This is a genomic window from Auraticoccus monumenti (assembly GCF_900101785.1).
GTDB lineage: Bacteria > Actinomycetota > Actinomycetes > Propionibacteriales > Propionibacteriaceae > Auraticoccus > Auraticoccus monumenti.
Map to the genome: position 1 here is coordinate 529,998 of NZ_LT629688.1, position 25,564 is coordinate 555,561.

The following is a 25,564-nucleotide window of genomic DNA, read 5'->3' on the forward strand; positions in this document are numbered from 1 at the left end:
TCGCCACGTCTGCCTGGTGTCGTCGACCATGCCCTCCCTCTCGCGTCCGCAGCAGGTTAGCCGCCGACCGTCGGTGGTCCGGGCGAGGACCGTGAGGACCCGCCCGACGCTCCACCGCACGAAGGCACGGTCGGCCCGGCACCGCTCCACCGCCCGAAGGCACGGTGCGGCCCGGCACCGCTTCGCCACCGGGTCCGACGAACGCCGCCCACCGCGCACCACGAGCCACGCGGAGCCAGCACCGCCCCACCGCCGGGCCCGACGGCGTCGGGCCGATCCACCGTCCTGAGGTACCTCAGACGCACGGCGGCCCGCGAGGGCCCAGGAGATCGGGAGATCGTGCGATGCCTCCCCTGCCACCTCAACACGAGCCTTGAGTCATGAGCTACTGGATCGAGCAGACGTGGAACTACGAGCACACCGAGCGGATGGAGCGGGCGGCCGCGGACGCCCTGGCCAAGGAGTTCGTCCAGGTTCGCCGGGAGCGACGCCGGGCTGAGCGCGCGGCCCGGGCGACGTCCGGACTCGGCGCCTGGTGGCAGGGCTTCCGCCCGCTGCACCTGCGGTGACCGACTCCCGACCCCCGACCTCCGCGGCCGGCGCGTGCCAGGATGCGGAGGTGCCCACCGACGCCTACCCGCTGATCGGCCGGGACGCGCAGCTGGCCGCCCTCACCGGCGAGTGGGAGGCGGCCGCCACCGGCGCCCGGCTGGTCCTGCTGGGGGCCGACGCCGGCGGCGGCAAGACCACCGTGGTAGCCGAGCTGGTCAGCCGGTTGGGCGACCGTGCCCAGGTGCTGGTCGGGCACGCGGTCCCGCTGGGGGGCGAGGGCCTGGCCTACGTGCCGGTCTCGCGGGTGTTGCGCGGGCTGACCGCCACCGTCGGCACCGAAACCGTCGCGGACTGGGCCGGCGCCGGCGCCGACACCCTGGGCACCGTCCTCCCCGAGCTCGGCCGGGGCCGGGAGCTCGAGCACGACCGGCTGCGGCTGTTCGAGGCGGTCACCCGGGTGCTGGAGCGGGCGGCCGCCGAGCATCCCCTGCTGGTGGTGCTGGAGGACCTGCACTGGGCCGACGAGGGCACCCGGCAGCTGGTCCGGTTCGCGGTGCAGGCCCTGGGCGGGGCGCCGGTGCTGCTGGTGCTCACCTACCGCACCGACGAGCTGCACCGACGTCACCCGCTGCGCCCGTTCCTGGCCGAGCTGCAGCGGCTCGCGGTGGTGAGCCGGGTGGACCTGCCGCGGCTGGACCGCTTCGAGGTGCAGGCGATGGCCGCCTCCCGCCTCGGCCGCCAGCCCAGCGCGGAGCTGGTCGAGCGGCTGCACGAGCGGAGCGAGGGCGTCCCCTACTTCGTGGCCGAGCTGACCCAGGCCCTCTCCGGGGACTGCGTCGAGCTTCCCGACACCCTGCGGGACGCCCTGCTGGTGCGGATCGGGCGGATGAGCGAGCCCGCCCAGGCCCTGGTCCGGCTGATGTCGACGGCCGGGACGTCGATCAGCCACGCCCTGCTCCACGAGGTGGCCGCGGCCGACGCCGACGACGCCCGCACCGACGCCCTGCTCCGGGAGGCCGTGGACGCCGGTGTGCTCAGCACCACCGAGGACGGCTACCTGTTCCGGCACGCCCTGCTGCGGGAGGTGCTGCACGAGGACCTGCTGCCCGGCGAGCACGCCCGCACCCACATCCGCTTCGCCGAGGTCCTGACGGCGCGTCCTGACCTGGGCGTCGTCGGGGCGGAGACCGAGCTGGCCCACCACTGGTACGCCGGCCACGACCTGCCGCGCGCCTTCGACGCCGCCCTGGCCGCGGCCCGCACGGCGAGCAGCCCCTACGAGCGGCTGGCCATGCTGGAGCGGGTGCTGGAGCTGTGGGACCGGGTCGACCACGAGGGCACCGGCTCGCGCGCCGACGTGCTGGAGCAGGCCGCCACCCTGGCCCGCCGGGTGGGTGACGCCCGACGCGGGCTGCCGCTGGTCGAGGCGGCCCTGGCCGAGACCGACCCCGCCACCCAGCCGCTGGTGGCCGCCTGCCGGCTGGTCCTCAAGGGGTACCTGCAGGGCCTCAGCACCGACGACCTCTTCCGCAGCTACCTGGACGCCATCGCCACCACCTCCGAGGCGGTCCGGCTGACCGACCCCTTCGGCGCCACCGAGGAGCGGGCGCGAGCGCTGGACGCCCTCTCCACCCAGCTGATGCTGACCGGGAACCTGGCCCCGGCGCTGGAGACCGCCCGCGAGGCCGAGCGGACGGCGGTGGCGATCGGCCACGACGAGATGCAGGCCAGTGCGGTCAACACCACCGGGTGCGTGCTGGTCTCCCAGGGCGAGGAGGAGGAGGGGCTGGCCACGCTCCGACGCTCCGCCCCGCTGAGCGCCAGGAACCCCTGGATGGAGGTCCGCTACCACGTCAACATGTCCGACGCCCTCCTCACCGCCGGGCAGGCGGCGGAGTCGCTGGAGGTGGCCGGCCGGGGCGTCGAGCTGGCCCGCGCCCAGGGCATCTCCCGCGCGGTGGGCACCATGCTGGCCGGCAACGCGCTGGAGGCGGCGCTGGAGCTGGGTGACTGGGAGCGGGCCGCGGAGCTGCGGCGGAACGGCGAGGTCTCGGCCTCGCTCGGCCACCACGCGGTGCACCTGCGGCTGGTCGGTGCCTGGATGGACGTCTGGCAGGGACGCCCCGACGCCGCCCGAGCCGTGCTCGACCTGCCCGGGCCGACGCCCTCCCCCGCGGGCCGGCTCCCGCAGTACTACCGGATCTGGTGCACCGCCAAGGCCGAGCTGGCCTGGTTCGACGGCGACCCGGCCCGCGCCTGGGCCGAGCTCGAGCCGCTGCTGGACAACTGCGGGCTGATGAAGCAGCAGGACCGCTGGCGACTCCTCTGCACCGCCGCCCGCAGCGCCGCCGCCACGGGCGACCCGGGGACGGGGGCCCGTCTGCTCGCCATGGCCGACGGCGTCCGCGACGACGTGGCGGTGGCGGCCTGGGCGCGTCCGCTCCTCGTCGCCGAGCTCGACGACGAGGCCGGTGCGTGGGCGACGACGGTGGACGCGCTGGCGATGGGACCGGTGCACCTGGGCGCCTACGCGCGCTGGCGATGGGCGTCCCGGCTGCTGGCCGACCAGCGCCGCGCCGAGGCCGAGACGCCGTGGCGCGACGCCCTGGTGGTGGCGGAGCGGATGGGCCTGGCCCCGCTGCGGCGACGTCTGCTGGAGCTGGGCCGGCGCGGCGGTCTGGGCACCCAGCCGGCCTCCGGGACGCTCACCCCGCGCGAGACCGAGGTGCTGCGGCTGGTGGCCGAGGGGCGGAGCAACGGCGAGATCGCCGGCGAGCTGTTCATCAGCGTCAAGACGGTCAGCGTGCACGTCTCCAACGTGCTGGCCAAGCTGTCTGCGTCCTCCCGCGGGGAGGCCGCCGCCGTGGCCCGTCGCCGCGGGCTGCTCGACTGACCCGGTCGAACCGCGGCGAGCGGGCCCGTCACGGTGGGGTGAGTCCGTCGGCGCGTCGTGGACGTCGGCCGTCGGCCGTCGGTCCGCGAGGAGGCTGCCCGGAGCGACCGCGGTCCACCGCCAGCCCGGGGCCCGGCCCGGCGAAGGGCGCCCGACGACGGCTCGGTCCACCGCGGGAGCGGGCCCGGCGCCGCACCCCCCGAGACCTCCCTGTGAACCGCTGGACGTGGACAGTGTGCGCATGACGTCCTACCACCAGGCTCCGCCGTCCCAGCTGCGCTTCCCGGACAGCTACCGCGCAGCGCTGCGCGTCGCGACCGCCATCGCCGTGATCAAGTGGATCCTGATCGCGCTCATCGTGATGGGCCAGCTCGGCGGGGCCGCCTACGTCCTCGCGACCTCCGAGGGCAGCGACGTCGACAGCGGCCTGATCCTGCTGGGCATCGTGCTGTCCTTCGTCGTGCTCGTCCTCGCCGTGGTGCTGGTCTGGGTGCTGTTCGGGTGGTTCGAGCACGTGCTCCGTGTCCTGGTCTCCATCGCCGACCACACCCGCGCCGGCTGAACCCGAGGCCTCCCGACCCGTGACCTCGGCCGGGGTCTCGGGGTAGCGTCGACCCCACCCCCGCGCCGCCGCCGGTGCAACCCCGCTCCGGAGTCGACGTGCCACCCAGCACCCGAGCCGGCGTGCCACCCAGCACCGAGCCGGCGACGCCTTCCACCCCGGAGGACCCATGAACCGAGCGACCCGCCTGCTGGCCTGTACCGCAGCCCTGGCCGTCTGCACCACCCTCAGCCTCGCCCCGGACGCCCGCGCCGACGACGGCGGACTCGCCTTCGACGACCCGCAGCCCGGCTTCGCCCCGGCGGAGACCGTGCTCGGGGAGGCCGAGCCGGAGGACGTCGGGCTGGACGGGGCGCGTCTGGACCTGGCCTGGGAGGAGGTGCGCTCCTTCACCGAACCGCAGGGCGAGGCGCGTCCGCGATTCCCCGGAGGGGTCCTGACGTACGCCCACGACGGCCAGGTGGTGCTGCAGGAGGCGACCGGCTTCTCCCGCCGCTACGCCGACGGCCAGGGCACCGACCTGCCCCGCGAGGAGTGGATCGAGACCCGGACCGACACCATCTACGACCTGGCCTCGGTGTCGAAGCTGTTCACCTCCATCGTGGTGATGCAGCAGGTGGAGGCCGGACGGCTGGCCCTCGACGCCCCGGTGGCGTCCTACGTCCCGGAGTTCGCGGAGAACGGCAAGGGCGCGATCACGGTGCGCCAGCTGCTCACCCACACCTCCGGCTTCCCGGCCTTCCTGCCGCTGTGGCGCACCTTCCCCGACCCGGCCTCGCGGATGCAGGGGGCCCTGACCGCGAAGCTGGTCAACGAGCCCGGCAGCACCTACCTCTACAGCGACCTCAACCTGATCGCGCTGGGCGAGGCGGCGGCCCGGGTCAGCGGGCAGCCGCTGGACGCGCTGGTGGCCGGCGGCATCACCGAGCCGCTGGGGATGACCGACACCGGCTACAACCCCGACCCGTCGCTGCGCCCGCGGGTCGCCGCGACCGAGGAGCAGACCACCCCGCCGCGCGGCGTCGTCTGGGGTGAGGTCCACGACGAGAACGCCTGGTCCTTCGGCGGGGTCGCCGGGCACGCCGGGGTGTTCTCCACCGCCGACGACGTGGCGGTCCTGGCCCAGACCATGCTCAACGGCGGCGTCTACGACGGGGCGCGGATCCTCAGCGAGACCTCCGTGCAGCAGATGATCACCAACGAGACCGCGCAGTTCCCCGACGACGCCCACGGCCTCGGGTTCGAGCTCGAGCAGCGCTGGTACATGGGCGGTCTCGCCTCACCGCGGACGGCCGGCCACACCGGCTACACCGGCACCTCGCTGGTGATCGACTTCTCCTCGCGCTCCTTCGCGATCCTGCTCACCAACCGGGTGCACCCCAGCCGCAGCTGGGGCAGCGTGAACCCGGCGCGGGTGGCTGCCGCCCAGGGGCTGGCCGAGGCGCTGCCCGTCCGTCCCCGCAGCGGTGCGGACGCATGGTTCTCCGGCACCGGCGCGGGCCTGGACTCCTCTCTGGACTGGTCCACCCCGGTCCCGGTGGGCGGCGCCCGGCTGCACTTCGAGACGTTCGTCGACACCGAGTCCACCGACCTGCTGCACCTGGAGGTGTCCACCGACCGCGGCACCACCTGGGAGGCGCTGCCCTGGTCCGTCGACGGGGTGCCGGTGACCGGCGGGTACGCGGTCAGCGGGCTGCGGCAGTGGCAGCACGCCACCGCCGACGTCCCCGCCGGTCGGGTGGTGCTGCGCTGGCGCTACACCAGCGACAGCAGCCTGTCCGGACGAGGGATCTACCTCGACGACATCCACCTCGCCACGGCGCGGGGCACGGTGGCCAGCGCCGAGCGCTCCCCGGCCCGGCTGGACACCCGCGGCGGCAGCTGGACCCTGGCGAGCCGCTGACGCCGGCCGGCAGCACCGGTCAGGGCCCCGGCGGGATCGACGGCGCACGGCCGGTCGGGGTCGGAGCGGCATCGGCGCTCGGCACCGGTGAGCCGCGCGCCATCAGCAGGGCGCTCGTCCCGGTGATCGGGGCGCGTGGACCGGTTGGGAGGCCGGTCGCGCCCTGACCGGTCGGCTCGGGTCGAGTGCCGCGGCAAGGGCCTGGCGAGCCGATGGCTGCCCACCGCTCAGTGGGCGTCGAGTGCCGCGGCAAGAGCCTGGCGGGGCCGATGCTGCCGGCCGGTCAGTGCGGGTCGAGTGCCGCGGCAAGGGCCGGAGCGAGGTCGGTGGCGCCCCGGCTGATCAGCGCGGGCCCGCCCCAGCGGCAGCAGGGGCGGGGCCGACGGCGCCGACCGCTCAGCGCGGGTCCAGCTGCGCGGCGAGGGGAGGCGAGGTCGTGGTGCCCGGCCGGTCAGCGCGGGTCCCAGCCCCAGCGGGAGCCGGGGGCGGGGCTGACGGCGCCCACCGCTCAGTGCGGGTCGAGCGCCGCGGCGAGGGCCGAGGCGAGTTCGCCGGGCGTCCGGACGGGCACGGCGAAGGGGACGCGGCGACGGTGCGAGCCGAGGTCGTCCAGCCACTGCAGCGTGCAGCCCTCCCGGTCGACCCCGGCGAGGCTCGCGGCCAGCAGGGACCCCGGCGGACGATCCAGCAGGACGGCCACCGACTGCAGCAGCTCGGGTCCGTGCACCTCGTTGGCGTGCTCGGTCGTGCGCTGCAGGTGCCCGCGGTTGAGCGCCAGCCGTGGGTCGGAGAAGCGGGCCAGGTCGACCTCGTGGGCGCGCTCGCCGTCCAGCAGGGTGATCCGCTCGAGCGGTAGCCTGACCGTGCGGTGCCGTGCGGGACAGCAGGTGCAGCTCTCGACGCCGGCCGCCCGCAGCCGTCCCGCCAGCACCAGGACCAGCCGCCGGTCCCGGTCGACCGGACGTCCGAGCCCGCTGGTCACCGTCATCTCCCCCACCGCCTGACCGAGTGCGGCGAGCGCCAGGTCGGAGTCCTCGGGGAAGGTCAGGACCGGTGTGCCGCGCAGGTCGCAGCGGGCGTCGCAGTCCGCGCCGGCGGCCGAGCCGACCCCGTCCACGACGAGGGTGACGTCGCGCGCGCAGGCCAGCACGCTGCGTGCGTCGTCAGCCAGATCCGTCCGGATGTCCATCACCACTCCCCACATAGGTGAGGCTCACCTTACTTGGGTGGAGTGCCTCCGTGGATGGGGTCCACCCCTCGGCTGACAGGATGACCTCATGGCCTCCCCCCGTGCCGTCGTCGCCGGAGCCTCGGGCTTCATCGGCTCCCACCTCGTCGCCGACCTCGCCTCGCGCGGGTACGCCGTCAGCCGCATCGGCCGGCGCGGACCCGACGCCTCCTGGGACTCCCCCGCGGACGTGGCGCGCCTGGTGGACGGCGCCGACCTGCTGGTCAACCTGGCCGGCCGCAGCGTCGGGTGCCGCTACACCGACCGCAACCGCGACGAGATCCTGCGCTCCCGCACCGAGACCACCACCGCCCTGCACCGGGCGGTCAGCGGGGCGTCCGCACCACCGCGGCTGTGGCTGAACGCCAGCACGGGCACCATCTACCGCCACGCCACCGACCGACCGCAGACCGAGCGCGACGGCGAGCTGGGCCGCGGGTTCTCCGTCGACGTGGCGCGCACCTGGGAGGAGGTCCTCCTCGCCGGTGACCTGCCGGGCACCCGCCGGGTCGCGCTGCGGATGACCATCGTGCTCGGCGACGGTCCCGCACTGGGCATGCTCGCCCGCGCCGCCCGGTTCGGGCTGGGCGGGCCGCAGCTGGACGGCCGCTGGTTCACCCACCGGCGTTACCGCGGCATCGGCCCACACCCGACGCAGCCCGCTCCCACCGATCACCGGACCCGCGGCGCCCAGCGCTTCAGCTGGATCCACGTGGACGACCTGGTCCGGGGGGTCCGGTTCATCGACGAGCACCCCGAGCTGGAGGGACCGGTCAACCTGGCCGCCCCGGGGGCCGCCACCAACCGGTCCTTCATGGCCGCGCTGCGCCGTGCCGTCGGTGCCCCGATCGGGTTGCCCGCGCCGCGCTGGCTGCTCGAGCCGGGGATGCTGGTGCTGCGCCAGGAGTCCGAGCTGGTCCTCAAGAGCCGGTGGGTGGCCCCGCAGAAGCTGACCGAGGCCGGCTTCACCTGGGACCACCCGGACCTTGACGAGGCCGTCACCGCCATCCTCGGCAGCCGCCGCTCCGGCCGCACGTCCTGAGCCAGGGCCCCCACCACCGCTGACACGTCGCCACCGCCTGTCGGCGCCGGGTCGGTGGCCGATCGCCTCCTGACTCCCAGGCACCGCAACCCGAGGCACCAGGCCAGGGGAGGCGCAGAACCGGTGGCGTCGCCCCTACGGCCGGGCCATCCGGCTGAACGACCGGTTCTGCTGGCAAGTAGCGAGGACGCCCCTACAACGCAGACCCTCGGCGACGTGGCTCCTCACCGCGGGGAGGAGCACGAGGCCACCTCGAACCCCACCTCGAGCGCGGGCTGGTGCACAACCGGTCCCTCAGCACACCCCTCCACCACATCGGTCAGAGACGTCGGCTGAGCGACCGGTTCTGCTCACCACCCGTGGTCACCGTGCGGCGCAGGACGTCCTCGACGCACCGCACGACACAACCGGTCACCCAGCCCGACGGCATCGCCCCTACGGCCGGGCCATCCGGCTGAGCGCCCGGTTCTGCTGGCAAGTAGCGAGGACGGCCCCCTACAGCGCATGACTCTCGGCGACGTGGTTCCTCACCGCGGGGAGGGGCACGAGGCCACCTCCAACCCCGACCTCGAGCGCAACCAGGTGCACAACCGGTCCCTCAGCACACCCCTCCGCCACATTCGTCAGACACGTCCGCTCAGCGACCGGTTCTGCTCACCACCCGTGGTCACCGTGCGGCGCAGGACGTCCTCGACCCCGCCGCACGACGCAAACGGTCGCCCACCCGACGGCGTCGCCCCTGCGGCCGGACCACCCGGCTGGGCGACCGGCTCTGCATGGCGAGCGAGACGCGACCCGGGCCGGCGCAGCACCGGGCGACTCCGGCTCGACCATCCGTGCCGGGGCCGAGCGCACGCCGCACGCGGCACGGCGCAGGCGGTCAGGCGCGGAGGCGGTCAGGCGCGGAGGCGGTCAAGGCGGGCAGGCGGTCAGGCGCGGAGGCGGTAAGGCAGGTAGGTGGGTAGGCAGGCAGGCCGGCAGGTGGGTAGGCAGGTAGGCAGGCAGGCCGGCAGGTGGGTAGGCAGGTAGGCAAGCGATCAGGCAGGCGGGCAAACGGTCAGGGGCAGGCGATCAGCGCGAACGCTTCGGGCCCCGGCCGGTCGACCGCTTCCGGGCGGGTTTCCGTGCCGGGTCCTGACCGGCGGCCTGGCGCGCAGCCGCCTTGCGGGTGGCCGCCCTCGACGGGGGCGTCCCGCCGGACTGGGTGGTGCGGGAGCTGTTGGCGGTCCGTCCGCGGACCACGCCGATGAAGTCCTCCGTCTCGGGCCGGTCGTCGTCCTGCAGCCAGCACAGCCCGATGGTGGTCGGCTCCGCGTCGCTCACCGGCCGGTGCACCAGGTCCCGACGGCTCCTCGACCGCGCCACCGACTGGGGCACGACAGCCAGCCCGACCCCGCCCGCGACCAGGTCGATCGGGTCGACGGGGACGTCGGTGTCGAGCAGGTCCTCACCGGCCAGGTCGGCCAGGGTCACCTCCTCGAAGGCGGCCACCGGGTGGTCCTTGGGCACGACGACGACGGGCTGCTCCTCGTACAGCGGGATGACGTGCAGCCCCTCGCGGTCGACCGGGAGCCGGGCGAAGCACAGGTCCACCCGGCCGTCCCGGAGCACCGCGCCCTGCTCGTCCTCGGCGACCTCGACCACCTCCAACGGGGTGCGCGGGTAGCGCTCGCCCCAGATCCGTCGCCACTTCGTCAGGGTCACCCCGGGCACGAAACCGATCCGCAGACCCCGGCTCCTGCCACCCACCTCGGCCTCGTCCATGGTCGTGAGGCTATCCCCGGCGCGTTACCGTGGCCCGGTGAGCCAGTCCATGAAGCCGATCACCGCGGCCGCCAAGCTGGGCATCTACCTGCCCGCCACGCCCGAGGAGTTCCAGCGGTCCACGCCCACCCGTGACGAGGTGGACGCGCTGCGCACCGACCCGCCCGAGTGGCTGGTGGAGCTGCGCCGCAACGGCCCCTTCCCCCGCGACGTGGTGGCCCAGAAGCTCGGCATCTCCCGCTCCGGGCTGGCCCGCAGCGGGGTCGGCGACGCGCTGGACGCCGACCAGATCGGCGCCCTGCTGGCCGACCCGCCGGAGTGGCTGATCCGCGAGCGGCACACCCAGGCCAAGGTCGTCGCCGAGAAGGAACGGCTCCGCGAGCGCCAGGACGACTGAGCGTGGGTCGACGCGCCGCAGGGATCTCGCGGCGCGGACCGGCCTCGAGCACCAGCCGGGCGGTCAGACCAGCCAGCGTCCGTCGCGCATCAGCGTCCGGCCGCTGATCTCGTCCACCTCACGCCAGGCCCGCACCCGCAGCGGTCGCAGCCACAGCACCAGGTCGCCCGCTCCCGGACGCCAGCCCGTGCGGCGCGCGTAGCGGTCCAGCAGCGCCTCCCCGGCCTCCTCGGCCGGGAGGTGGCGCTCCAGCTCCGCCTCCACCGAGACGACGTCGCGGGTCGCGCCCAGCGCCAGCCGGGCACGACCACCGGCCAGCAGGTTGCGGGCGGTGACCGTCCCCGCACCCGTGGCCAGCACCACCCGCTCGTCCACCCAGTCCAGCGACAGCGGTACCAGGTGCGGCCCGGCCCCGGCGGTGGCCACCCAGCAGTCGACGTCGCGCTCCAGCCGGTGCAGCACGTCGGCCTTCCGCTGCTCGCGGCTCCGCGGCGTCAGCTCGACCACTGCCCGGTGGTGAACAGCCAGGTCCAGACCAGCGTGGCGAGGCCGGAGAGCAGCAGCCAGCCGACCAGCACCGTGTGCCGCAGCGCCTGGGCGGCGGGGCGCTTCGGCTCCACCGACACCAGGTGGGCGAACATCAGCCACAGCGGGAACCACAGCAGCACGGCCCGGTTGACCGAGAACCACCAGTAGGACACCGAGAAGGCCAGCACCTGGACGCCGACCCAGCTGGCCTCGGCCCACATCCGGCGGCTCAGGCACCAGCCGGTGACCACCAGCCCCATCAGCATCGACACGGCCTCACCGCGGAAGACCCAGGTCCAGTCCGGGTGGTCGACGTAGTCCCCGCGGATCACCGGCCAGGTGTTCAGCGCGGACTCCCAGGGCCAGTGGAAGCCCCGGGCCCACCCGGCGGCCTGGGCGTCCGACCACGCCGTCCAGGACCCGGTGAGCGTCCACAGGTACACCACGTACCCGGCCAGCACCGCCGTCGGCAGCAGCAGCCACGCCCACCGGCGCACGCGTCCGGGCACGTCCAGCCCCGGCCAGGTCAGCACCATCACCGCCAGCGCACCCACCAGGAACAGCCCGCTGACCCGCGTCGTGCAGGCCAGCGCGGTCAGCAGCGCCGCGCTCCCCCACCGGTCGGCACTGGCCCGCTGCCAGGCCCAGAAGGCGGCGGCGCAGAAGGCGGACTCGGTGTAGGGGACGGCGGTGAACACCGCGACCGGCGCGAACAGCCACCCCACGGCCGCCCAGGGCCCACCCATCCGCACCAGCGCGGCCGCGGCGACCAGGGACAGGACCAGCGACAGCGCCACCCCGGTGACCGTGGGCGCCACCCCCAGCGCCATCCCGGCCCGCAGCACCAGCGGCCAGCCGGGGAAGAAGGCCATCGTCTTGGGGTCGCGGAGGTACCCGTGCTCGGCCACGCCGATGAAGTGCTGCACGTCCCAGTTCGCCACCAGGTCGGTGACGCTGCGCCCGGTGGAGAGGGCGACCAGCAGCCCGACCAGCAGGATCAGCCCGCGGCTGCCCAGCCACGCCTGCAGCATCACCCGCAGCGCGTCGGCGTCCCACCGGCCCAGGTGCTCCACCCCGGGCAGCGCGCCGGGCAGGCCCTTACGCCGACGGCCGCCCGCGGAGCGTCGCACGCCGCTAGCCGCCGGCACGGTCGTCCTCCCCATTCTGGCCGGAACCGGACCGGATCCGCTCCAGCACCCGCTCGATCGGCACCCCCTCGCCCTCCGGGACGCCCGACACCGCGACAGCAGGGGGACGGGTCGTCAGACGGGCCCGGAGCGGGTCGTCGGGAGCACCGTCGAGCACCCCGCCGGAGGGGTCGTCGACGCCAGGAGAACGCACCGGATCATGATGGGGCCACCAGACGTCACGCACCACCACCGCCGCGACCCAGATCTCGGCGGCCAGCCGCACCAGCACCGCGAGCCAGTAGCCGACGTCCGGACCACCGTTCCCCGGCCCCAACCAGCCACCGAGGTGCAACCAGACGGCGGCGAAGTAGACCAGCTCGCCGACGGTCAGCACCAGCCACTCCCGCCACCGCGGCCGGGCCAGCACCATCAGCGGCAGGAGCCACAGCACGTACTGCGGGGAGTAGACCTTGCCGGTGACCAGGAAGGCCAGCACCACGAGATAAGCGAGCTGCCCCACGCGGGGACGGCGCGGGGCCAGCAGCACCAGGGCGGCGATCCCGGCGCAGAGCAGGGCGAGGGAGCCGAAGCTCAGGAGGTTCAGGTGCGGCGGCGGGTAGCCGGCCAGGCTGAGGACGTACCACAGGGAGCCGAACTCAGCGCCCCGTTCGCCGTTGAAGCGCCAGAACTCGGTCCAGCCGTCAGGGGCCAGGACGAGCACCGGCAGGTTGACCGCGGCCCACGCGCCGGCCGCCGCCAGCACGGTGGTCACGGCCTCTCGCCGCCGCCCCGCGCGCAGGCAGAGCAGCACCAGGGGCCCCAGCAGCAGCAGCGGGTAGACCTTGGCTGCGGCCCCGAGCCCGATCAGGGCGCCGGCCAGCCCGGGTCGCGACCGGCTCCAGGCCCACATCGCCGCCGCGGTGAGGGCCACCGGCAGCATGTCCCAGTTGACCAGCCCGGCGGCCACCACGCACGGTGACGCGGCGACCATCAGGGCGTCCCAGGGACGTCCGGGCACGGTGCTGACCTGCGCGGCGACGGTGATCCCGAACAGCAGCCCCAGCACGACGACGTTGACGCCCATGAACTGGTCCGCGGCCAGCAGGGCCTCCTGGTCGCTCAGACCCGGACCGACGGGGGCACCGAGGGCGACGGTGGCCAGCCGTTCCAGCTCGAGCAGGACGCCGGTCAGGACCGGGTACTCCAGCACCCGGTGCTGGCCGGCGTCGAGGTAGGGCGTGGCGCCGTCGACCAGACCCCGCAGCCGGTACAGCAGCGGGATGTCGGAGTAGCACATCGCCTGGTAGCGGTCCGCGGCCGGCTGGCCGGGCAGCTCGCGGCAGGGGAGCTGGCGCACCACCAGCAGCAGCCAGGACAGGGCCGCGACGACCAGCACCACCACCCGCACGGTCCCGGCGGCCCAGCCGCGGGTGTGCCGGCCGGACGGTCCGCCGAGGAACGGGCTGGCGTAACGGGCCAGCGGGTCGGTGGCGGTGGGGCTGTCGCCGCCCGGTGCGGGGACGGGCTCGGCCGGGGCCGAGCCCGCGGTGCTCACCCGGTGACCCCGTCGGCGTCGCCGGTACCCCTCTCGCTGCTGCCGGCGCCGCCGTTCCCGTCGCTGCCGGTCCCGCTGCCGCCGCTCCCGCCGCGGGTCCCGCCGCCGTTACTTCCGCCGCTGCCGCCGTTGCTGGAGCCGTCGGCGTCGCTCCCGCCGCCGGCGCCGCTCCCGGACGTCGGCTCCGGCTCCGGCTCGGGCTCCGGCTCCGGCTCGGGCTCCGGCTCCGGCTCCGGCTCGGGTTCGGGCTCCGGCTCGGTGGTGGGCTCCGGCTCCGGCTCCGGCTCCGGCTCCTCGGTCGGCTCCGGCTCACGGGTGGGCTCGGGCTCCTCGGTCCGGGTGGGCTCCTCGGTCGGCTCCTCCGAGGGCTCCTCGGTCTCGCTCGGCTCCTCCGACGGCTCCCGGGTGCGGCTCGGCTCCGGGTCCGGCCGGCCGGTCTCCACCGGCTCGGGCCGGGTGGTCCGGGACGGCTGCGAGGTGGGCTGGCCGGCCGGGCGGTCGCGGTTCACGTAGGCCGGCGGCTCGAACTGCTCCACGTCCATGCCCTCGGTGGCCACCTTCATGTAGTCCACCCAGGTCTGGGCCGGGTAGGTGCCACCGAAGAAGGTCTGGTCCCCGGGTCGGGCGTAGGTGTCCAGGTCGCCGTTGCCCTCGTCACCGGTCACGTACATCACCGCGGTGGAGACCTGCGGGGTGTAGGCCACGAACCAGGCCGAGTTCACCACGCCGTCGCCGTCCTCGCCCTCGGCGTCGTCGACGCCGTTGGTGCCGGTCTTGCCGGCCACCGGACGACCCAGGGACTGCACCCGGGCGCCGGTCCCCTCGTTGACCACGCCGGACAGCGCGTAGTTGACGTCGTGGGCCACGTCCTCGTCGAAGGCCTGCTCGCCCTCGGTGTCGGCGGTGAACAGCACGTCGCCGTCGGCGGACCTCACCTCCTTGACCACGTGGTTGCCGACCTGCTTGCCGTCACCGGCGAAGGTGGCGTAGGCGCCGGCCATCTCCACCGGGCTGACCTCGGCGATGCCGAGGGAGATGCGGCTGCCCAGCTCCCAGCCGGCCCCCTCCGAGGCCCCCGCCTTCTTGGCGGCGTCGACGACGGCCTGGGGGCCGTCCTCGAGCTGGGTGGTCAGGTCGACGAAGGCGGTGTTGATCGACTCCGCGGTGGCTTTGAGCAGGTTCACCGTGCCGTACTGGTAGTTGAACTCGTTGCGGATGGGGACCCCGTCGCCCTCGGGGGTGAAGGTGTTGCCCCGGAAGGTGGAGAACAGGCTGAACTGGTCCTGCAGCCCGGCCGCCACCGCGAACGTCTTGAACGTCGACGCGGTGGGGCGGGCGGTGGTGGCCCAGTTGCGGGAGTTCTCGATGTAGTCCGGTCCGCCGTAGAGGGCCAGCACCTCGCCGGTGCCGACCCGGACCGAGGCGATCGCGGCGTGCAGGTCCTCGGCCGGCTCGTCGACGGCCTCGGCGGCCTCCTCGGTGTTCGTCTGGGCCGACTCGACCGCGGCCTCCTGCGCCTTCTCGTCGAAGGTGGTGGTGACCTGCAGGCCGCCGCCGTAGATCGCGGCCTCGCTGAACCCCACCTGGGCCAGCTCGTCCTCGACCATCTTCATCAGGAACCCGTTGGGGCCCTCGTAGCGGTTGCTGGTCGGGATCTCGGGGAACTCCGGCAACTCGGCGCCGTACTCGGCCGCCTCGGACGTGGAGATCTTGCCGGCCTCGGCCATGCCGTCCAGCACGTAGCGGTAGCGCTCCAGCAGCCGCTCCTCGTTGCCCTCGGCGACCGAGGGGTCGAAGATGCTGGCGTTGTTCAGCACGCTGGCCAGCACCGCCGCCTCCGGGACGGTGAGGTCCTCGGCGTCGGTGTTGAAGTAGGAGCGGCTGGCGGCCTGGATGCCGTAGGCGCCGCGGCCGAAGTAGATGGTGTTGAGGTAGCCCTGGAGGATCTCCTCCTTGGACTGCTCCCGGCCGAGCTTCACCGCGAGCAGCAGCTCCTTGAACTTGCGGGTCAGGGTCTGGTCCGAGGTCAGGTAGAGGATCTTGATGTACTGCTGGGTGATGGTCGAGCCGCCCTGCATCTCCCCGCCGCTGGCGATGGACCACGCCGCGCGCGCCATGCCCGGCACCGAGATCCCCGGGTCCTCCCAGAAGCTGCGGTTCTCGGCGGCGACGACCGCGTCCTTGATGTTCTGGGGCATCTCCTCGTACTCGAGGGACTGCCGGTTCTGCACCGCCAGGTTGCCCAGCTTGGTCTCGCCGTCGCGGTAGTAGATGAACGTCGTGTTCGTCTCGAACTCCGCGTTGGGGTCGGGTACGTCGGTGTTGGAGTAGGCGACGCCGACCACCGCGAAGCCGGCGACCATGGCCAGCAGCACGGTGATGATGGTGGCCAGACCCAGCCGCTGGGCGATCTTCTTCCGGCGCGACCGCGGCTTCCGGGTGCGGGTGCTGGGTGACTCAGCCATAGATGTCCTCGACGGTGGGTTGACGCCGCGGCGGACGGCGCTTGACGCCGTCCCCGAGCAGGTAGGAGTGGATCATGTGGTTCCACCCGCAGGTGACGCAGACCTCGACGACGCAGACCTTGAACTCGCCGATCTCGTCCTGCATCTGCTCGAGCTCGCGGGTGGCCTTGATGCGACCGGAGTACTGCCCCAGCTGCTCACCGAAGGTGTAGCTGAGGTTGACCAAGGCGCTGGAGCCGCAGACCGGGCAGGGTACGGCGCTCTTCTCCCCGTGGTGGAGCGCCGCCCGGACCAGCATCGGGTCGGCGTCGCAGGCGTCGGCGCGGGTCAGGGTGCGGGTGGGTCGCTTCAGCGCCTCGAGCGTGTGACGACGCTGGAGGGCATAGTCGACGTACTGCCGCCTGGACCACATGGCGGCCAGTGTAGGCGGGGCGGGTGACACCGACCCGGGCTCGCGGGCGCCGTCCCGGGGGCCGGTCGGCACCCCGGCGGGACGGGTCGAGGAGGGCCCCGACGGGCTTCGCCGGATGCTCCTGCGGGCTTCGCACCGTGACCTGCGACCACGCACCGCCGACGTCCGACGCGGCCTGCCCGGGACGGTCAGCGCGTCGCGCGCACCCCGGTGACGAGCAGCTCCTCCGAGGACCCGGTCAGGCGGTCCTCCAGGTGCACCGCGGCGATCATGCAGCGGACCGAGCCGCCGGCCAGCTCGCAGGTGGGGACGTCCAGCGGCAGGACGCGGCAGTGCCCCTCGAGCACCGCGCGCTGGGCCGTGGTCAGGGCGCGCAGCCCCCGGCTCGAGAGCGCCAGCACCGGACCGTCCGGCGTGGACAGCTCGATCGCGTTGCCCGCGAACTCGCCCACCTGGGTCGCACCGAGCGCGACGACGTCCCCGCGGCGCTCCAGCGACCGGCGCAGCCGCCGCCGCTGGGCCGGGTCGGGCACCAGGTCCAGGGCGACCAGGGAGAAGCCGGTGCCCAGGGCCATCATCACGTTGGTGTGGTAGACGGGACGGCCGTCGGCACCGGCGGTGTCGAAGACGTGCGGGCGGTAGCCCAGCCGGTCGCAGAAGGCGGCCAGCGCCCGGTCGTCGGCGCGACGCGAGCGGGAGCAGTAGGCCACCCGCTGGTCGTGGTCCAGCACCATCGCCCCGGTGCCCTCCAGCACCGGACCGTCGGCGAGGTCGACGACCTGGCTCACCCGGTGGTGCCGCTGCAACCAGGCGACCACGTCGGGGCGGCGCTCGCGCCGGCGGTTGGGGGCCAGCATCGAGTGCAGCACCAGCCGGCCGTCGGCGTGGGTGGAGAACCAGTTGTTGCAGAAGACGCTGTCGGGACGGTCGTCGCGCAGGTCCTCGAACAGGTGCACCCGCACCCCGGCCGCGCGCAGGTCCCGCACGGCGCGCGTCACCTCCCCGTGCGCCCGGGCCGCCACCTCCCCGTCCTGGGCCGCGCGGTCCGCCGCCGCGACCTGGTAGGCGTTGTCCGCCGCGGTCTGCGGGTTGGGCCGGAAGTGGTGCGGCCGGATCATCACCACCGTGGACGGCGCCTGGGGCGAACCGGCGGCCCGGGGTCGCGGGACGGCGTCCGGCTCGGCGAGCAGCGTCACCCGCGGTCCCCGGCCGGGGTCAGCGAGGTGGCCAGGGCGAAGAGGTCCTTGGGGTCGGCCGGGGCCGCCACCAGGTCGAGCTCGGTGGTGAAGTCGGTGCCGCGGACGTCGTCGCGCACGTAGCGCAGCGCGGCGAAGTCCTCCACGGCGAAGCCGACGGAGTCGAAGACCGTGACCCGCTCGGCGTCGGTGCGGCCCGGCGCGAGGCCGGCGAGCACGCGCCACAGCTCGGTCACGGGGAAGTCGGCCGGCACCTGCTGGATCTCGCCCTCGACGCGGGTCTGCGGCTCGAACTCCACGAAGACGTCCGCGCGGTGCAGGATCGCCGCGTCCAGCTCGGTCTTGCCGGGGCAGTCGCCACCGATGGCGTTGACGTGGACGCCGGGGGCGACGTCGGCGTCGCGCAGCACCGTGGCCAGGGCCTTGTCGGCGGTGCAGGTGGTGATCAGGTCTGCCCCGCGGACGGCGGTGGCCACGTCCGGGCAGACCTCCACCTCGAAGCCGAGCGGGGTCAGGTTGCGCACCACCTTGGCGCAGGCGGCCGGGTCGACGTCGGTGACCCGGAGCCGGCGCACCCCGAGGGCCGTGCGCATCCCGAGGGCCTGGAACTCGGCCTGGCTGCCGGCCCCGACCATGGCCATCACGGCGGCGTCGGGCCGGGCGAGCAGCCGGGCGGCGAGGGCCGAGGTGGCGGCGGTGCGGAGCGCGGTGAGCAGGGTCATCTCCGACAGGAAGGTCGGGTACCCGTTGTGGACGTCGGCCAGGGCGCCGTAGGCGGTGACGGTCTGGAACCCGCGGGCCGGGTTGCTGGGGTGGCCGTTGACGTACTTGTAGCCGTACTCGGTGCCGTCGCTGGTCGGCATCAGCTCGATCACCCCGAACGGGGTGTGGCTGGCCACGCGCGGGGTCTTGTCGAAGTGCTCCCACCGCCCGAAGTCGTGCTCGAGGTAGCTGATCATGCCCGCGATGATCGACTCCGGCCCGCGGGACGCGATCCAGCGCCCCATCTGGGCGACGTCCAGGAACATGACCATGTCGACCTCTCCACTGCTCTGCTGCGTGTGCGACCGAGCCTAGGAGCGGTCGATGTGCTCAGTCCATGAGCGTCGTGCAGCACTTCTGCCAATGACTCGAGCGATCTGGATAGTAGCGTTCTACACTCTGACCCATGGCCACCCTGGACGACCTCGACCGCCGCCTCCTCTCCCTGCTCCGTCAGGACGGCCGCGCCCCGGTGGCGACGCTGGCCCGCGAGCTGGGCGTGACCCGGGCCACGGTCACCTCCCGGCTCGACCGGCTGGTGGCCTCGGGCACGGTGATCGGGTTCACCGTGCGGGTGCGGGACGAGTCCGACCCGCTCGCCGTCCGCGCCGTCTCGTTGATCGAGGTGATCGGTCGCGACACCGACGCGGTGATCAAGGTGATGCGCGGGTGGCCGGAGGTCCGTGGGCTGCACACCACGAACGGCGGCTGGGACCTGGTCGCCGAGCTGGAGGTCGGCGACCTCGGCGAGTTCGACCGCGTGCTGGGGCGGATCCGGCGGGTGCCGGGCGTCCGCAACACCGAGACCAGCCTGCTGCTGAGCTCGGTGCTGCGCTGAGCCGGCCGCCCTGCAGGTGAGGCAACCCTGCGACTGATCAACAGCGCGGGAATGATCAGCACCGCTCCGGTGTCATGATCACGAAGGGTCGGTGAAGCCGGCCGGGTGGGCCTTGTGGTGACGGGGTGCACGGGAGTGGATGGACGAGGCACCGCCTCACCCCACCCCCCACCCCAGGAGCACCATGATCAACTCGAGTCTGCCCGCGCCCACGATCAGCCGTCGTGGCCTGCTGGGCCTCTCCGCCGCCGCCGGTCTCGGTCTCACCACGGTCGGCGGCAGCGCCTTCGCCGACACCCGTCCGACGGTCGCCCCGGCGGTCCCCGACGACGTCTACGGCGTCGGCATCGCCAGCGGGGACCCCCACCCCGACGGGATGGTGCTGTGGACCCGGCTGGCACCCGAGCCGACGGCCACCGACGGCCTGGCCGGGATGCCCGACGTCGACGTGGACGTCGAGTGGGAGGTCGCCACCGACCCCGGCATGACCACGGTGGTCCAGCGCGGCACCGAGCGCGCGACGTCGGCCTGGAACCACTCGGTCCACGCCGAGGTCGCCGGCCTCCAGCCCGGCCGGGAGTACTGGTACCGGTTCCGCACCGCCGGCCAGATCAGCGAGGTGGGCCGTGCGGTCACCGCGCCCGCCCTGGGCTCCACCCCCGCAGCGATGACCTTCGCCTTCACCAGCTGCCAGAACTTCCCCGAGGGCTGGTTCAACGCCTACGCCGACATGGCCACCCAGGACCTGGACCTGGTGCTGCACCTCGGCGACTACATCTACGAGGGCGCGGGCACCAACAACGCGCTCGGCCGGGCGCACACCTCGCGCAAGGAGACCTTCACGCTGGCCGACTACCGGCTGCGCTACGGCCAGTACAAGACCGACACCGACCTGCAGGCCGCCCACGCCGCCGCGCCCTGGGTGGTGTCCCCGGACGACCACGAGGTGGAGAACAACTGGGCCGGCGACATCTCCCAGCCCGACACCGAGCCCGACCAGGACCCGGCGGTCTTCCGCCAGCGCCGCGCCGCCGCCTTCCAGGCCTACTACGAGAACCTGCCGCTGCGGCGGGCCTCGATGCCGAAGGGCGCCGACATGCAGGTGTACCGGCGGCTGCGCTTCGGCCAGCTGCTGCAGCTGGACGTGCTGGACACCCGTCGCCACCGCTCGGACCAGATCGAGGGCGACCAGGCGGTGCTCGACGGTCGTTGGGACCGCCGCCGCACCATGCTCGGGCGCACCCAGGAGGCGTGGCTGATGAAGGGCCTGGACGCCAGCGAGGCCCGGTGGAAGGTGCTGGGCAACCAGGTCTTCTGCTTCGAGGCCGACCACACCGACGGTCCCGGCGAGCGCTACGGCAACGACACCTGGGGTGGCTACGCCGCCGCCCGCCAGCGCATGTTCGACGGGATCCTGCAGCGCGGGGTGGAGAACTTCGTGATGGTCACCGGCGACGCCCACCGCAGCACCGCCGCGGACCTCAAGCAGGACTTCTCCGACCCGTCCTCGACCACCGTCGGCGCGGAGTTCCTGGGCACCTCGATCAGCTCCGGCGGCAACGGCACCGACACCGACGCCCTCGGCCGCACCTGGCTCGCGGAGAACCCGCACATGCGCTTCCACAACGGCCAGCGCGGCTACCAGGTGGTGCGGGCCGACGCCCAGCAGCTGGAGACCGAGTACCGGATCTGCGACTCGGTCACCGTCAAGGGCTCCGCGCTGCGCACCCGCGCGAAGCTCGTCGTCGAGTCCGGCCGCGCCGGCATCGCCGACGTCTCCGTGGCCTGACCCCGACCGACGGGTTCGCCAGCCGTCCCGACCGCAGGACGCGACCCGTACCGAGCAGGGCCCGAGGCCGAGCTCGGTGCGGGTCGTGTCCCGTCCGGGCGGCAGGCTGACAGGAGGTGCACAGCCGGGGCAGGGGATCCGCAGGGGTGGGGCGCGGAGAGTGACCTGGTCAACCGAGACCAGGAGCGTGCAGCCATGACCACCGACCAGCCGACCTACGAGGGACGTCCCCTCCCCCGCCCCGAGGACGAGGTCGTCGACCAGGGTCTCGCCTTCGACGTCGTCACCCTGACCAGCCGGCGGCGGCTGCTGGCCGCGCTCGGCGGCGGGCTGTCGGTGCTCGGCCTGGCCGCCTGCGGGGTGTCCGCGACGGCCGAGGGCCAGCCGACCACCGGCAGCGCCACGACGTCCTCGGGCGAGATCCCCGACGAGACCGCCGGTCCCTACCCCGGTGACGGCTCCAACGGCCCGGACGTCCTGGAGCAGAGCGGCATCGTCCGCAGCGACCTGACCTCCAGCTTCGGGGAGTCCACCGGCACGGCCGAGGGCGTCCCGATGACCCTGGAGCTGACCGTCACCGACCTGGCGGCCGGGCAGCCCTACGCCGGGGCGGCGGTCTACCTGTGGCACTGCACCCGCGAGGGCGGCTACTCCATGTACTCCGAGGGCATCGAGGACGAGAACTACCTGCGTGGGGTGCAGGTCGCCGACGCCGACGGGCTGGTGCGCTTCACCAGCATCGTCCCGGGCTGCTACGACGGCCGCTGGCCGCACCTGCACTTCGAGGTCTACCCCGACGAGGCCTCGATCGCCGACGCCGCCGACGCGGTTGCCACCTCCCAGCTGGCGGTGCCGCAGGACGTGGCCGAGGCGGTCTACGCCGAGCCGGGCTACGAGTCGTCGGTCGCCAACCTGGCCCGGACCAGCCTGGACAGCGACAACGTCTTCAGCGACGGCGCGGAGAGCCAGCTCCCCGCGACCTCCGGCGACACCGACTCCGGCTACGTCCTCACCCTCACCGTCGGCGTCGACACCTCGACCGAGCCCACCGGCGGCGGGATGGGCGGCGGTGGTGGGGCACCCGGTGGTGCCGGCGGGACCGCACCGTCGGGTCCTCCGCCTGGTCGGCCGTCCTGACCCGCCGCCCTGGGTCCGGATCCGGGTGAGCACCCCCGTCGGGGACCGTGCAGAAGCGGTCGCTCAGCAGACACCGCTGGAGCGGCTGTCGGAGACGTCCGCTGAGCGACCGGTTCTGCGGGAGCAGGCCCTCTTCCTCGACCCGCCGAGGGTTGCGCCGGTGCCCAGGGCTGCCGCAGTGTCGGGGTCGTGCCAGCACCTGACCCGACTCCCGCACCCGAGCACGGCGGTCGCCGCCCGACCGTGGTCGTACCGGCCCGGCTGTCCTCCGACGGCCACGCGGATCCCCGGGTGTCCGGGGCCAACCGCCTCTTCCACGACGTGGTGGCCCTGGTCCGCGCCGCCGGGCTCGACCCGCTGGTCGTCACCGACCCGGGCACCGACCTGGACGGCGTCGCCGGCGTGGTGCTGCCCGGTGGGGGCGACCTCGACCCGGACCACTACGGCGGCGAGCCGAGCGAGGCGGTCTACGACATCCACCCCGAGCAGGACGCCCTCGACCTCGGTCTGGCCCGGACCGCCCTGGAGCACGGGCTTCCGGTGCTGGGCATCTGCCGGGGTGCTCAGGTGCTCAACGTGGCCGCCGGCGGGACGCTCGTCGCCGACCTCCCTCCGACGGAGGTGGCCCACGTCCGCGTCCCCGAGCCCGGGGAGCAGCTGGCCTTCGTCTGGCACCCCGTGCGGCTGCGGCCCTCACGGCTCCGCGACGAGCTGGGCGGGGTCGACTCGATCAGCGTGGGCTCGGGCCACCACCAGGGCGTGGACCAGCTGGCCGAGGCCCTCACCGCCACCGCGGTGGCCGACGACGGGCTGGTCGAGGCCTTCGAGGACGCCAGCGGGCGGGTGCTCGGCGTGCAGTGGCACCCTGAGGCCAGCGACACCCCCGCCGCGGAGCAGAACGCCCCCTTCCGGTTGTTCGCCCGGGCTGTCGCGGAGCAGGAGAGGACTTCCCGTGCCTGACACCGACGACGCCACCCGACGGGCCCGCGACGCCATCGATGACGCCCGCGAGGTCGTCCTGGCCACCCACCGTGCCATCCACGCCGACCCCGAGCTCGGCCTGGAGGAGGTCCGCTCCGCGCGTCGGCTGGTCGAGGGCATCGGGACCGCGACCGGGGTCCAAGCCGAGCTCGGGGTCGGCAGCCTGCCCACCGCGGTGCGCGCCGAGGCCGGGTCCGGTGAGCTGGTGATCACGCTGGTGGCCGAGTACGACGCGCTGCCGGGCATCGGGCACGGCTGCGGTCACAACGTCATCGCCGGGGCGGCGCTCGGGGCGTTCACCGGGCTCGCTGCCGTCGCCGACGAGCTCGGGATCACGGTCCGGCTGCTGGGCACGCCCGCGGAGGAGAACGCCGGCGGCAAGGTGACCATGCTCGACGAGGGCGCCTTCGACGGCACCTCCGCCGCCCTGATGGTGCACGCCGCCGGGGAGGACGTCCTCACCATGGACCCCTTCGCCTCGGCCCAGGTGTCGGTGGAGTTCACCGGTCGGGAGTCCCACGCCAGCGCCGCCCCGCACCTGGGGATCAACGCCCTGGACGCGCTGACCGTGATGCTGACCGCCATCGGGCTCAACCGCCAGCAGCTCGCCCCGCTGCAGCAGGTGCACGGGGTGGTCGACGCCGGCGGCGTGGCGCCCAACATCATCCCCGGCCGGGCCGCCGGACGCTGGATGGCCCGGGCCGCGGACCTGGAGTCGCTGGACCGGGTGCTGGACGTGGTCCGCCGCTCCGCCGAGGCGGGCGCCGTGGCCACCGGGGCCGGCCTGGAGATCACCGAGCCCACCGCCCGCTACGCCGACCTGCGACCCGACCCCGATCTGAGCGCGTTCTACGCCGACGCCCTGGCCTCGGTCGGACGGACCGCCGCCGCGCCCTGGCCCCGGGCCGGGAGCACCGACATGGGCAACGTCTCCCAGCGGTTCCCGAGCATCCACCCGATGATCGGTCTCGGCGACCCCGGCGTGGCCCTGCACACCGTCGAGCTCACCCGGCTGGCCGGCTCCGAGGCCGGCGACCGCGCGGTGGTCGACGGCGCCACCCTGCTCGCCACCACGGCCATCCACGCCGCGCTCACGCCCGGCGTCCGCGCACGGCTGCTGCGCAGCGCCCGCGACGGACAGGTACCTCCCGCGACGTCCTGACCCGTCAGAGGGCGGCCACCCTCGTCAACACCCTCGGCAGCGCCGGTCCAGCCGGGGCGGTCCGCGCCATCCGGAGGGTGCCGCCGCGGCTTCCCGTCGGACACCTACGGGCTTGGGAGCCGCGGCCCCGGTGCCTTATGCTCAACCGTCGGTGAGCACTCCTCACCTGCGGGGCCATGGCGCAATTGGTAGCGCACCTGCTTTGCAAGCAGGGGGTTAGGGGTTCGAGTCCCCTTGGCTCCACCACTTCTCCGGAGCCGTCCGGTCCCCGCGCCCGCGATCAGCCCCGAGCACCCCACCGCGCGATCCGACAGGCCCCGACGGCGACCTCCAGCAGACGCAGCAGCCGGGTGCGTCACGCTGCTCGCGCGACGCACCCGGCTGCCGTCTCGTCGTCAGGTACCGGGGTGGCGGGTGTTGCCGTGCTCGTCCTCGACCCCGGCCGCCATCTCCTCGGGGCTGAGCACGTGGCCGGCGATGTAGGGCTCGTCGTCCGGCTTGGCGGACACGTCGGCGGGGGTGGTGGTGGTCTGGACCGGGGTCGTCTCCACCACGTCCGGAGCGGCCACGACGTCGTCGTCGCCGCTCTTGCGTGCCGCGGCCACACCGGCAGCCGCCGCAGCAGCGACGCCCAGACCGGCGGCGACGGCCGCGGGGGACACACCGGACGTGCCCTTGTCACCACGGGACGCCGCGGCGTCATCCGCATCCGGGGCGCCGACGGTGCTGCCCGGGTTCACCGAACCGCGCCAGGCGCCGCTGGCGTAGCCCTCGCTCTCGATGAAGGCCTTGAACCGGTCGAGGTCGCCCTCGGCCTGGTTCTCGACCACGTTCAGCTTGTCGCCGACCTTCTCCACCACACCCTCGGGCTCGTACTCCAGCGAGAGGTGCACCGAGGTCTGGCCGCCGCCGACGTCCTCGAAGGTCACCGCACCGGCGTTCGTCGCCCCGTCGGTCGCGGCCCAGGCCACCTTGCTGTCGGGGACCTGCTCCAGGATCCGGGCCTCCCACTCACGGCGCACACCGGCGATCTCCGCGACCCAGTGCAGCCGGTCCTCGCTCAGCTGGGTGACCTTGGTGATGCCACCCATGAACTGCGGGAACTCCTCGAACTGGGTCCACTGGTTGTACGCGACGCTCACCGGCACGTTGACCATGACGGACTTCTCAACCTTCGTCACCACAGCGATCTCCTTTGGTCTTCCGAGGTCGTACGGGACGTTCACAGCCCCTGCACGTCCACTACCCCCGAAGGCGGCGGTGAACCG

At 74.0% G+C, this 25,564-nt stretch carries 21 protein-coding genes and 1 tRNA gene; 12 read left to right on the forward strand and 10 right to left on the reverse strand.

Going from position 1 to position 25,564, the window contains the following annotated elements; translation table 11 throughout:
• Nucleotides 1–380: 380 nt before the first annotated feature.
• From BLT52_RS02460 to BLT52_RS02475, 4 genes are all read left to right on the forward strand, one after another.
• Entirely contained in the window at nt 381–569 is a 189-nt protein-coding gene (locus BLT52_RS02460; protein WP_090590311.1) for a hypothetical protein, read from the forward strand.
• A 50-nt stretch (nt 570–619) separates the two neighbouring features.
• A complete protein-coding gene (locus BLT52_RS21640; RefSeq protein WP_157676930.1) occupies nt 620–3,445 on the forward strand; it encodes an ATP-binding protein in 2,826 nt (941 codons plus the stop codon).
• Between the two features lie 241 nt (nt 3,446–3,686).
• Nucleotides 3,687–4,007: a hypothetical protein gene (locus BLT52_RS02470; RefSeq protein ID WP_090590316.1), complete on the forward strand. Its 321-nt coding sequence runs from the start codon at nt 3,687–3,689 to the stop codon at nt 4,005–4,007.
• Nucleotides 4,008–4,176: 169 nt separating this feature from the next.
• Complete coding sequence (locus tag BLT52_RS02475) at nt 4,177–5,910, forward strand: serine hydrolase (protein ID WP_090590318.1); 1,734 nt, start codon at nt 4,177–4,179, stop codon at nt 5,908–5,910.
• A gap of 508 nt (nt 5,911–6,418) precedes the next feature.
• Here the strand turns inward: BLT52_RS02475 and BLT52_RS02480 are convergent.
• Nucleotides 6,419–7,099, reverse strand: a complete 681-nt coding sequence (locus BLT52_RS02480; protein WP_157676931.1) for a DUF2470 domain-containing protein — start codon at nt 7,097–7,099, stop codon at nt 6,419–6,421.
• An 88-nt stretch (nt 7,100–7,187) separates the two neighbouring features.
• On the opposite strand from BLT52_RS02480, the gene BLT52_RS02485 reads away from it, so the two are divergent.
• Entirely contained in the window at nt 7,188–8,180 is a 993-nt protein-coding gene (locus tag BLT52_RS02485; RefSeq protein WP_090590323.1) for an epimerase, read from the forward strand.
• A gap of 1,071 nt (nt 8,181–9,251) precedes the next feature.
• On the opposite strand, the gene BLT52_RS02490 is transcribed toward BLT52_RS02485, so the two are convergent.
• Nucleotides 9,252–9,944, reverse strand: coding sequence for a LysR family substrate-binding domain-containing protein (locus tag BLT52_RS02490; RefSeq protein ID WP_090590325.1), 693 nt, complete (start codon nt 9,942–9,944; stop codon nt 9,252–9,254).
• Between the two features lie 37 nt (nt 9,945–9,981).
• Between BLT52_RS02490 and BLT52_RS02495 the strand changes: the two genes are divergently transcribed.
• On the forward strand, nt 9,982–10,341 hold the full coding sequence (locus BLT52_RS02495; RefSeq protein ID WP_231946462.1) for a DUF5997 family protein: 360 nt from the start codon (nt 9,982–9,984) through the stop codon (nt 10,339–10,341).
• A gap of 63 nt (nt 10,342–10,404) precedes the next feature.
• On the opposite strand, the gene BLT52_RS02500 is transcribed toward BLT52_RS02495, so the two are convergent.
• The 7 genes from BLT52_RS02500 to BLT52_RS02530 all read right to left on the reverse strand — a co-directional run bounded on the left by BLT52_RS02500 (nt 10,405) and on the right by BLT52_RS02530 (nt 18,661).
• Nucleotides 10,405–10,848 carry a pyridoxamine 5'-phosphate oxidase family protein gene (locus tag BLT52_RS02500; protein ID WP_090590329.1) on the reverse strand — a complete coding sequence of 148 codons (444 nt, stop codon included), beginning with the start codon at nt 10,846–10,848 and terminating at the stop codon, nt 10,405–10,407.
• The gene (locus BLT52_RS02505; protein WP_090596207.1) at nt 10,836–11,900 is read right to left on the reverse strand and encodes a mannosyltransferase family protein; all 1,065 of its coding nucleotides are present in this window, start codon (nt 11,898–11,900) and stop codon (nt 10,836–10,838) included. Before BLT52_RS02505 ends, BLT52_RS02500 begins: the two co-directional genes overlap by 13 nt.
• Nucleotides 11,901–12,003: 103 nt before the next feature.
• Nucleotides 12,004–13,554, reverse strand: coding sequence for a glycosyltransferase family 87 protein (locus BLT52_RS02510; protein WP_090590331.1), 1,551 nt, complete (start codon nt 13,552–13,554; stop codon nt 12,004–12,006).
• Complete coding sequence (locus tag BLT52_RS02515) at nt 13,551–16,019, reverse strand: transglycosylase domain-containing protein (RefSeq protein ID WP_090590333.1); 2,469 nt, start codon at nt 16,017–16,019, stop codon at nt 13,551–13,553. The genes BLT52_RS02510 and BLT52_RS02515 overlap by 4 nt, the downstream gene beginning before the upstream one ends.
• A complete protein-coding gene (locus tag BLT52_RS02520) occupies nt 16,012–16,431 on the reverse strand; it encodes a DUF5318 family protein (protein WP_090590334.1) in 420 nt (139 codons plus the stop codon). The genes BLT52_RS02515 and BLT52_RS02520 overlap by 8 nt, the downstream gene beginning before the upstream one ends.
• Before the next feature lie 188 nt (nt 16,432–16,619).
• Nucleotides 16,620–17,627, reverse strand: coding sequence for a citrulline utilization hydrolase CtlX (ctlX, locus tag BLT52_RS02525; protein ID WP_197679159.1), 1,008 nt, complete (start codon nt 17,625–17,627; stop codon nt 16,620–16,622).
• Nucleotides 17,624–18,661 carry an ornithine cyclodeaminase gene (locus BLT52_RS02530; protein ID WP_090590337.1) on the reverse strand — a complete coding sequence of 346 codons (1,038 nt, stop codon included), beginning with the start codon at nt 18,659–18,661 and terminating at the stop codon, nt 17,624–17,626. Before BLT52_RS02530 ends, ctlX begins: the two co-directional genes overlap by 4 nt.
• A gap of 134 nt (nt 18,662–18,795) precedes the next feature.
• Here BLT52_RS02530 and BLT52_RS02535 point away from each other — a divergent pair, with 134 nt between their 5' ends.
• From BLT52_RS02535 to BLT52_RS02560, 6 genes are all read left to right on the forward strand, one after another.
• Nucleotides 18,796–19,227: an Lrp/AsnC family transcriptional regulator gene (locus tag BLT52_RS02535; protein WP_090590338.1), complete on the forward strand. Its 432-nt coding sequence runs from the start codon at nt 18,796–18,798 to the stop codon at nt 19,225–19,227.
• 184 nt (nt 19,228–19,411) lie between these two features.
• Complete coding sequence (locus BLT52_RS02540; protein WP_090590339.1) at nt 19,412–21,016, forward strand: alkaline phosphatase D family protein; 1,605 nt, start codon at nt 19,412–19,414, stop codon at nt 21,014–21,016.
• A gap of 195 nt (nt 21,017–21,211) precedes the next feature.
• Nucleotides 21,212–22,153, forward strand: coding sequence for an intradiol ring-cleavage dioxygenase (locus BLT52_RS02545; protein WP_090590341.1), 942 nt, complete (start codon nt 21,212–21,214; stop codon nt 22,151–22,153).
• A 189-nt stretch (nt 22,154–22,342) separates the two neighbouring features.
• The gene (locus BLT52_RS02550) at nt 22,343–23,113 is read left to right on the forward strand and encodes a gamma-glutamyl-gamma-aminobutyrate hydrolase family protein (RefSeq protein WP_090590344.1); all 771 of its coding nucleotides are present in this window, start codon (nt 22,343–22,345) and stop codon (nt 23,111–23,113) included.
• Nucleotides 23,106–24,296 carry an amidohydrolase gene (locus tag BLT52_RS02555; protein ID WP_197679160.1) on the forward strand — a complete coding sequence of 397 codons (1,191 nt, stop codon included), beginning with the start codon at nt 23,106–23,108 and terminating at the stop codon, nt 24,294–24,296. Before BLT52_RS02550 ends, BLT52_RS02555 begins: the two co-directional genes overlap by 8 nt.
• Nucleotides 24,297–24,466: 170 nt before the next feature.
• Nucleotides 24,467–24,542 (forward strand) — tRNA-Ala (locus BLT52_RS02560).
• Between the two features lie 149 nt (nt 24,543–24,691).
• Here BLT52_RS02560 and BLT52_RS02565 read toward each other — a convergent pair.
• Nucleotides 24,692–25,477, reverse strand: a complete 786-nt coding sequence (locus BLT52_RS02565; RefSeq protein ID WP_197679161.1) for an SRPBCC family protein — start codon at nt 25,475–25,477, stop codon at nt 24,692–24,694.
• Between the last annotated feature and the right edge of the window lie 87 nt (nt 25,478–25,564).

What these genes read in the sequence shown, in the direction of transcription:
- BLT52_RS02460 (WP_090590311.1), top strand. Translation starts at nt 381, where the DNA reads ATGAGCTACTGGATCGAGCAGACGTGGAACTACGAGCACACCGAGCGG.
- BLT52_RS02470 (WP_090590316.1), top strand. Translation starts at nt 3,687, where the DNA reads ATGACGTCCTACCACCAGGCTCCGCCGTCCCAGCTGCGCTTCCCGGAC.
- BLT52_RS02475 (WP_090590318.1), top strand. Translation starts at nt 4,177, where the DNA reads ATGAACCGAGCGACCCGCCTGCTGGCCTGTACCGCAGCCCTGGCCGTC.
- BLT52_RS02480 (WP_157676931.1), bottom strand. Translation starts at nt 7,099, where the DNA reads ATGGACATCCGGACGGATCTGGCTGACGACGCACGCAGCGTGCTGGCC.
- BLT52_RS02485 (WP_090590323.1), top strand. Translation starts at nt 7,188, where the DNA reads ATGGCCTCCCCCCGTGCCGTCGTCGCCGGAGCCTCGGGCTTCATCGGC.
- BLT52_RS02490 (WP_090590325.1), bottom strand. Translation starts at nt 9,944, where the DNA reads ATGGACGAGGCCGAGGTGGGTGGCAGGAGCCGGGGTCTGCGGATCGGT.
- BLT52_RS02505 (WP_090596207.1), bottom strand. Translation starts at nt 11,900, where the DNA reads ATGCTGCAGGCGTGGCTGGGCAGCCGCGGGCTGATCCTGCTGGTCGGG.
- BLT52_RS02515 (WP_090590333.1), bottom strand. Translation starts at nt 16,019, where the DNA reads ATGGCTGAGTCACCCAGCACCCGCACCCGGAAGCCGCGGTCGCGCCGG.
- BLT52_RS02520 (WP_090590334.1), bottom strand. Translation starts at nt 16,431, where the DNA reads ATGTGGTCCAGGCGGCAGTACGTCGACTATGCCCTCCAGCGTCGTCAC.
- BLT52_RS02530 (WP_090590337.1), bottom strand. Translation starts at nt 18,661, where the DNA reads ATGGTCATGTTCCTGGACGTCGCCCAGATGGGGCGCTGGATCGCGTCC.
- BLT52_RS02535 (WP_090590338.1), top strand. Translation starts at nt 18,796, where the DNA reads ATGGCCACCCTGGACGACCTCGACCGCCGCCTCCTCTCCCTGCTCCGT.
- BLT52_RS02540 (WP_090590339.1), top strand. Translation starts at nt 19,412, where the DNA reads ATGATCAACTCGAGTCTGCCCGCGCCCACGATCAGCCGTCGTGGCCTG.
- BLT52_RS02545 (WP_090590341.1), top strand. Translation starts at nt 21,212, where the DNA reads ATGACCACCGACCAGCCGACCTACGAGGGACGTCCCCTCCCCCGCCCC.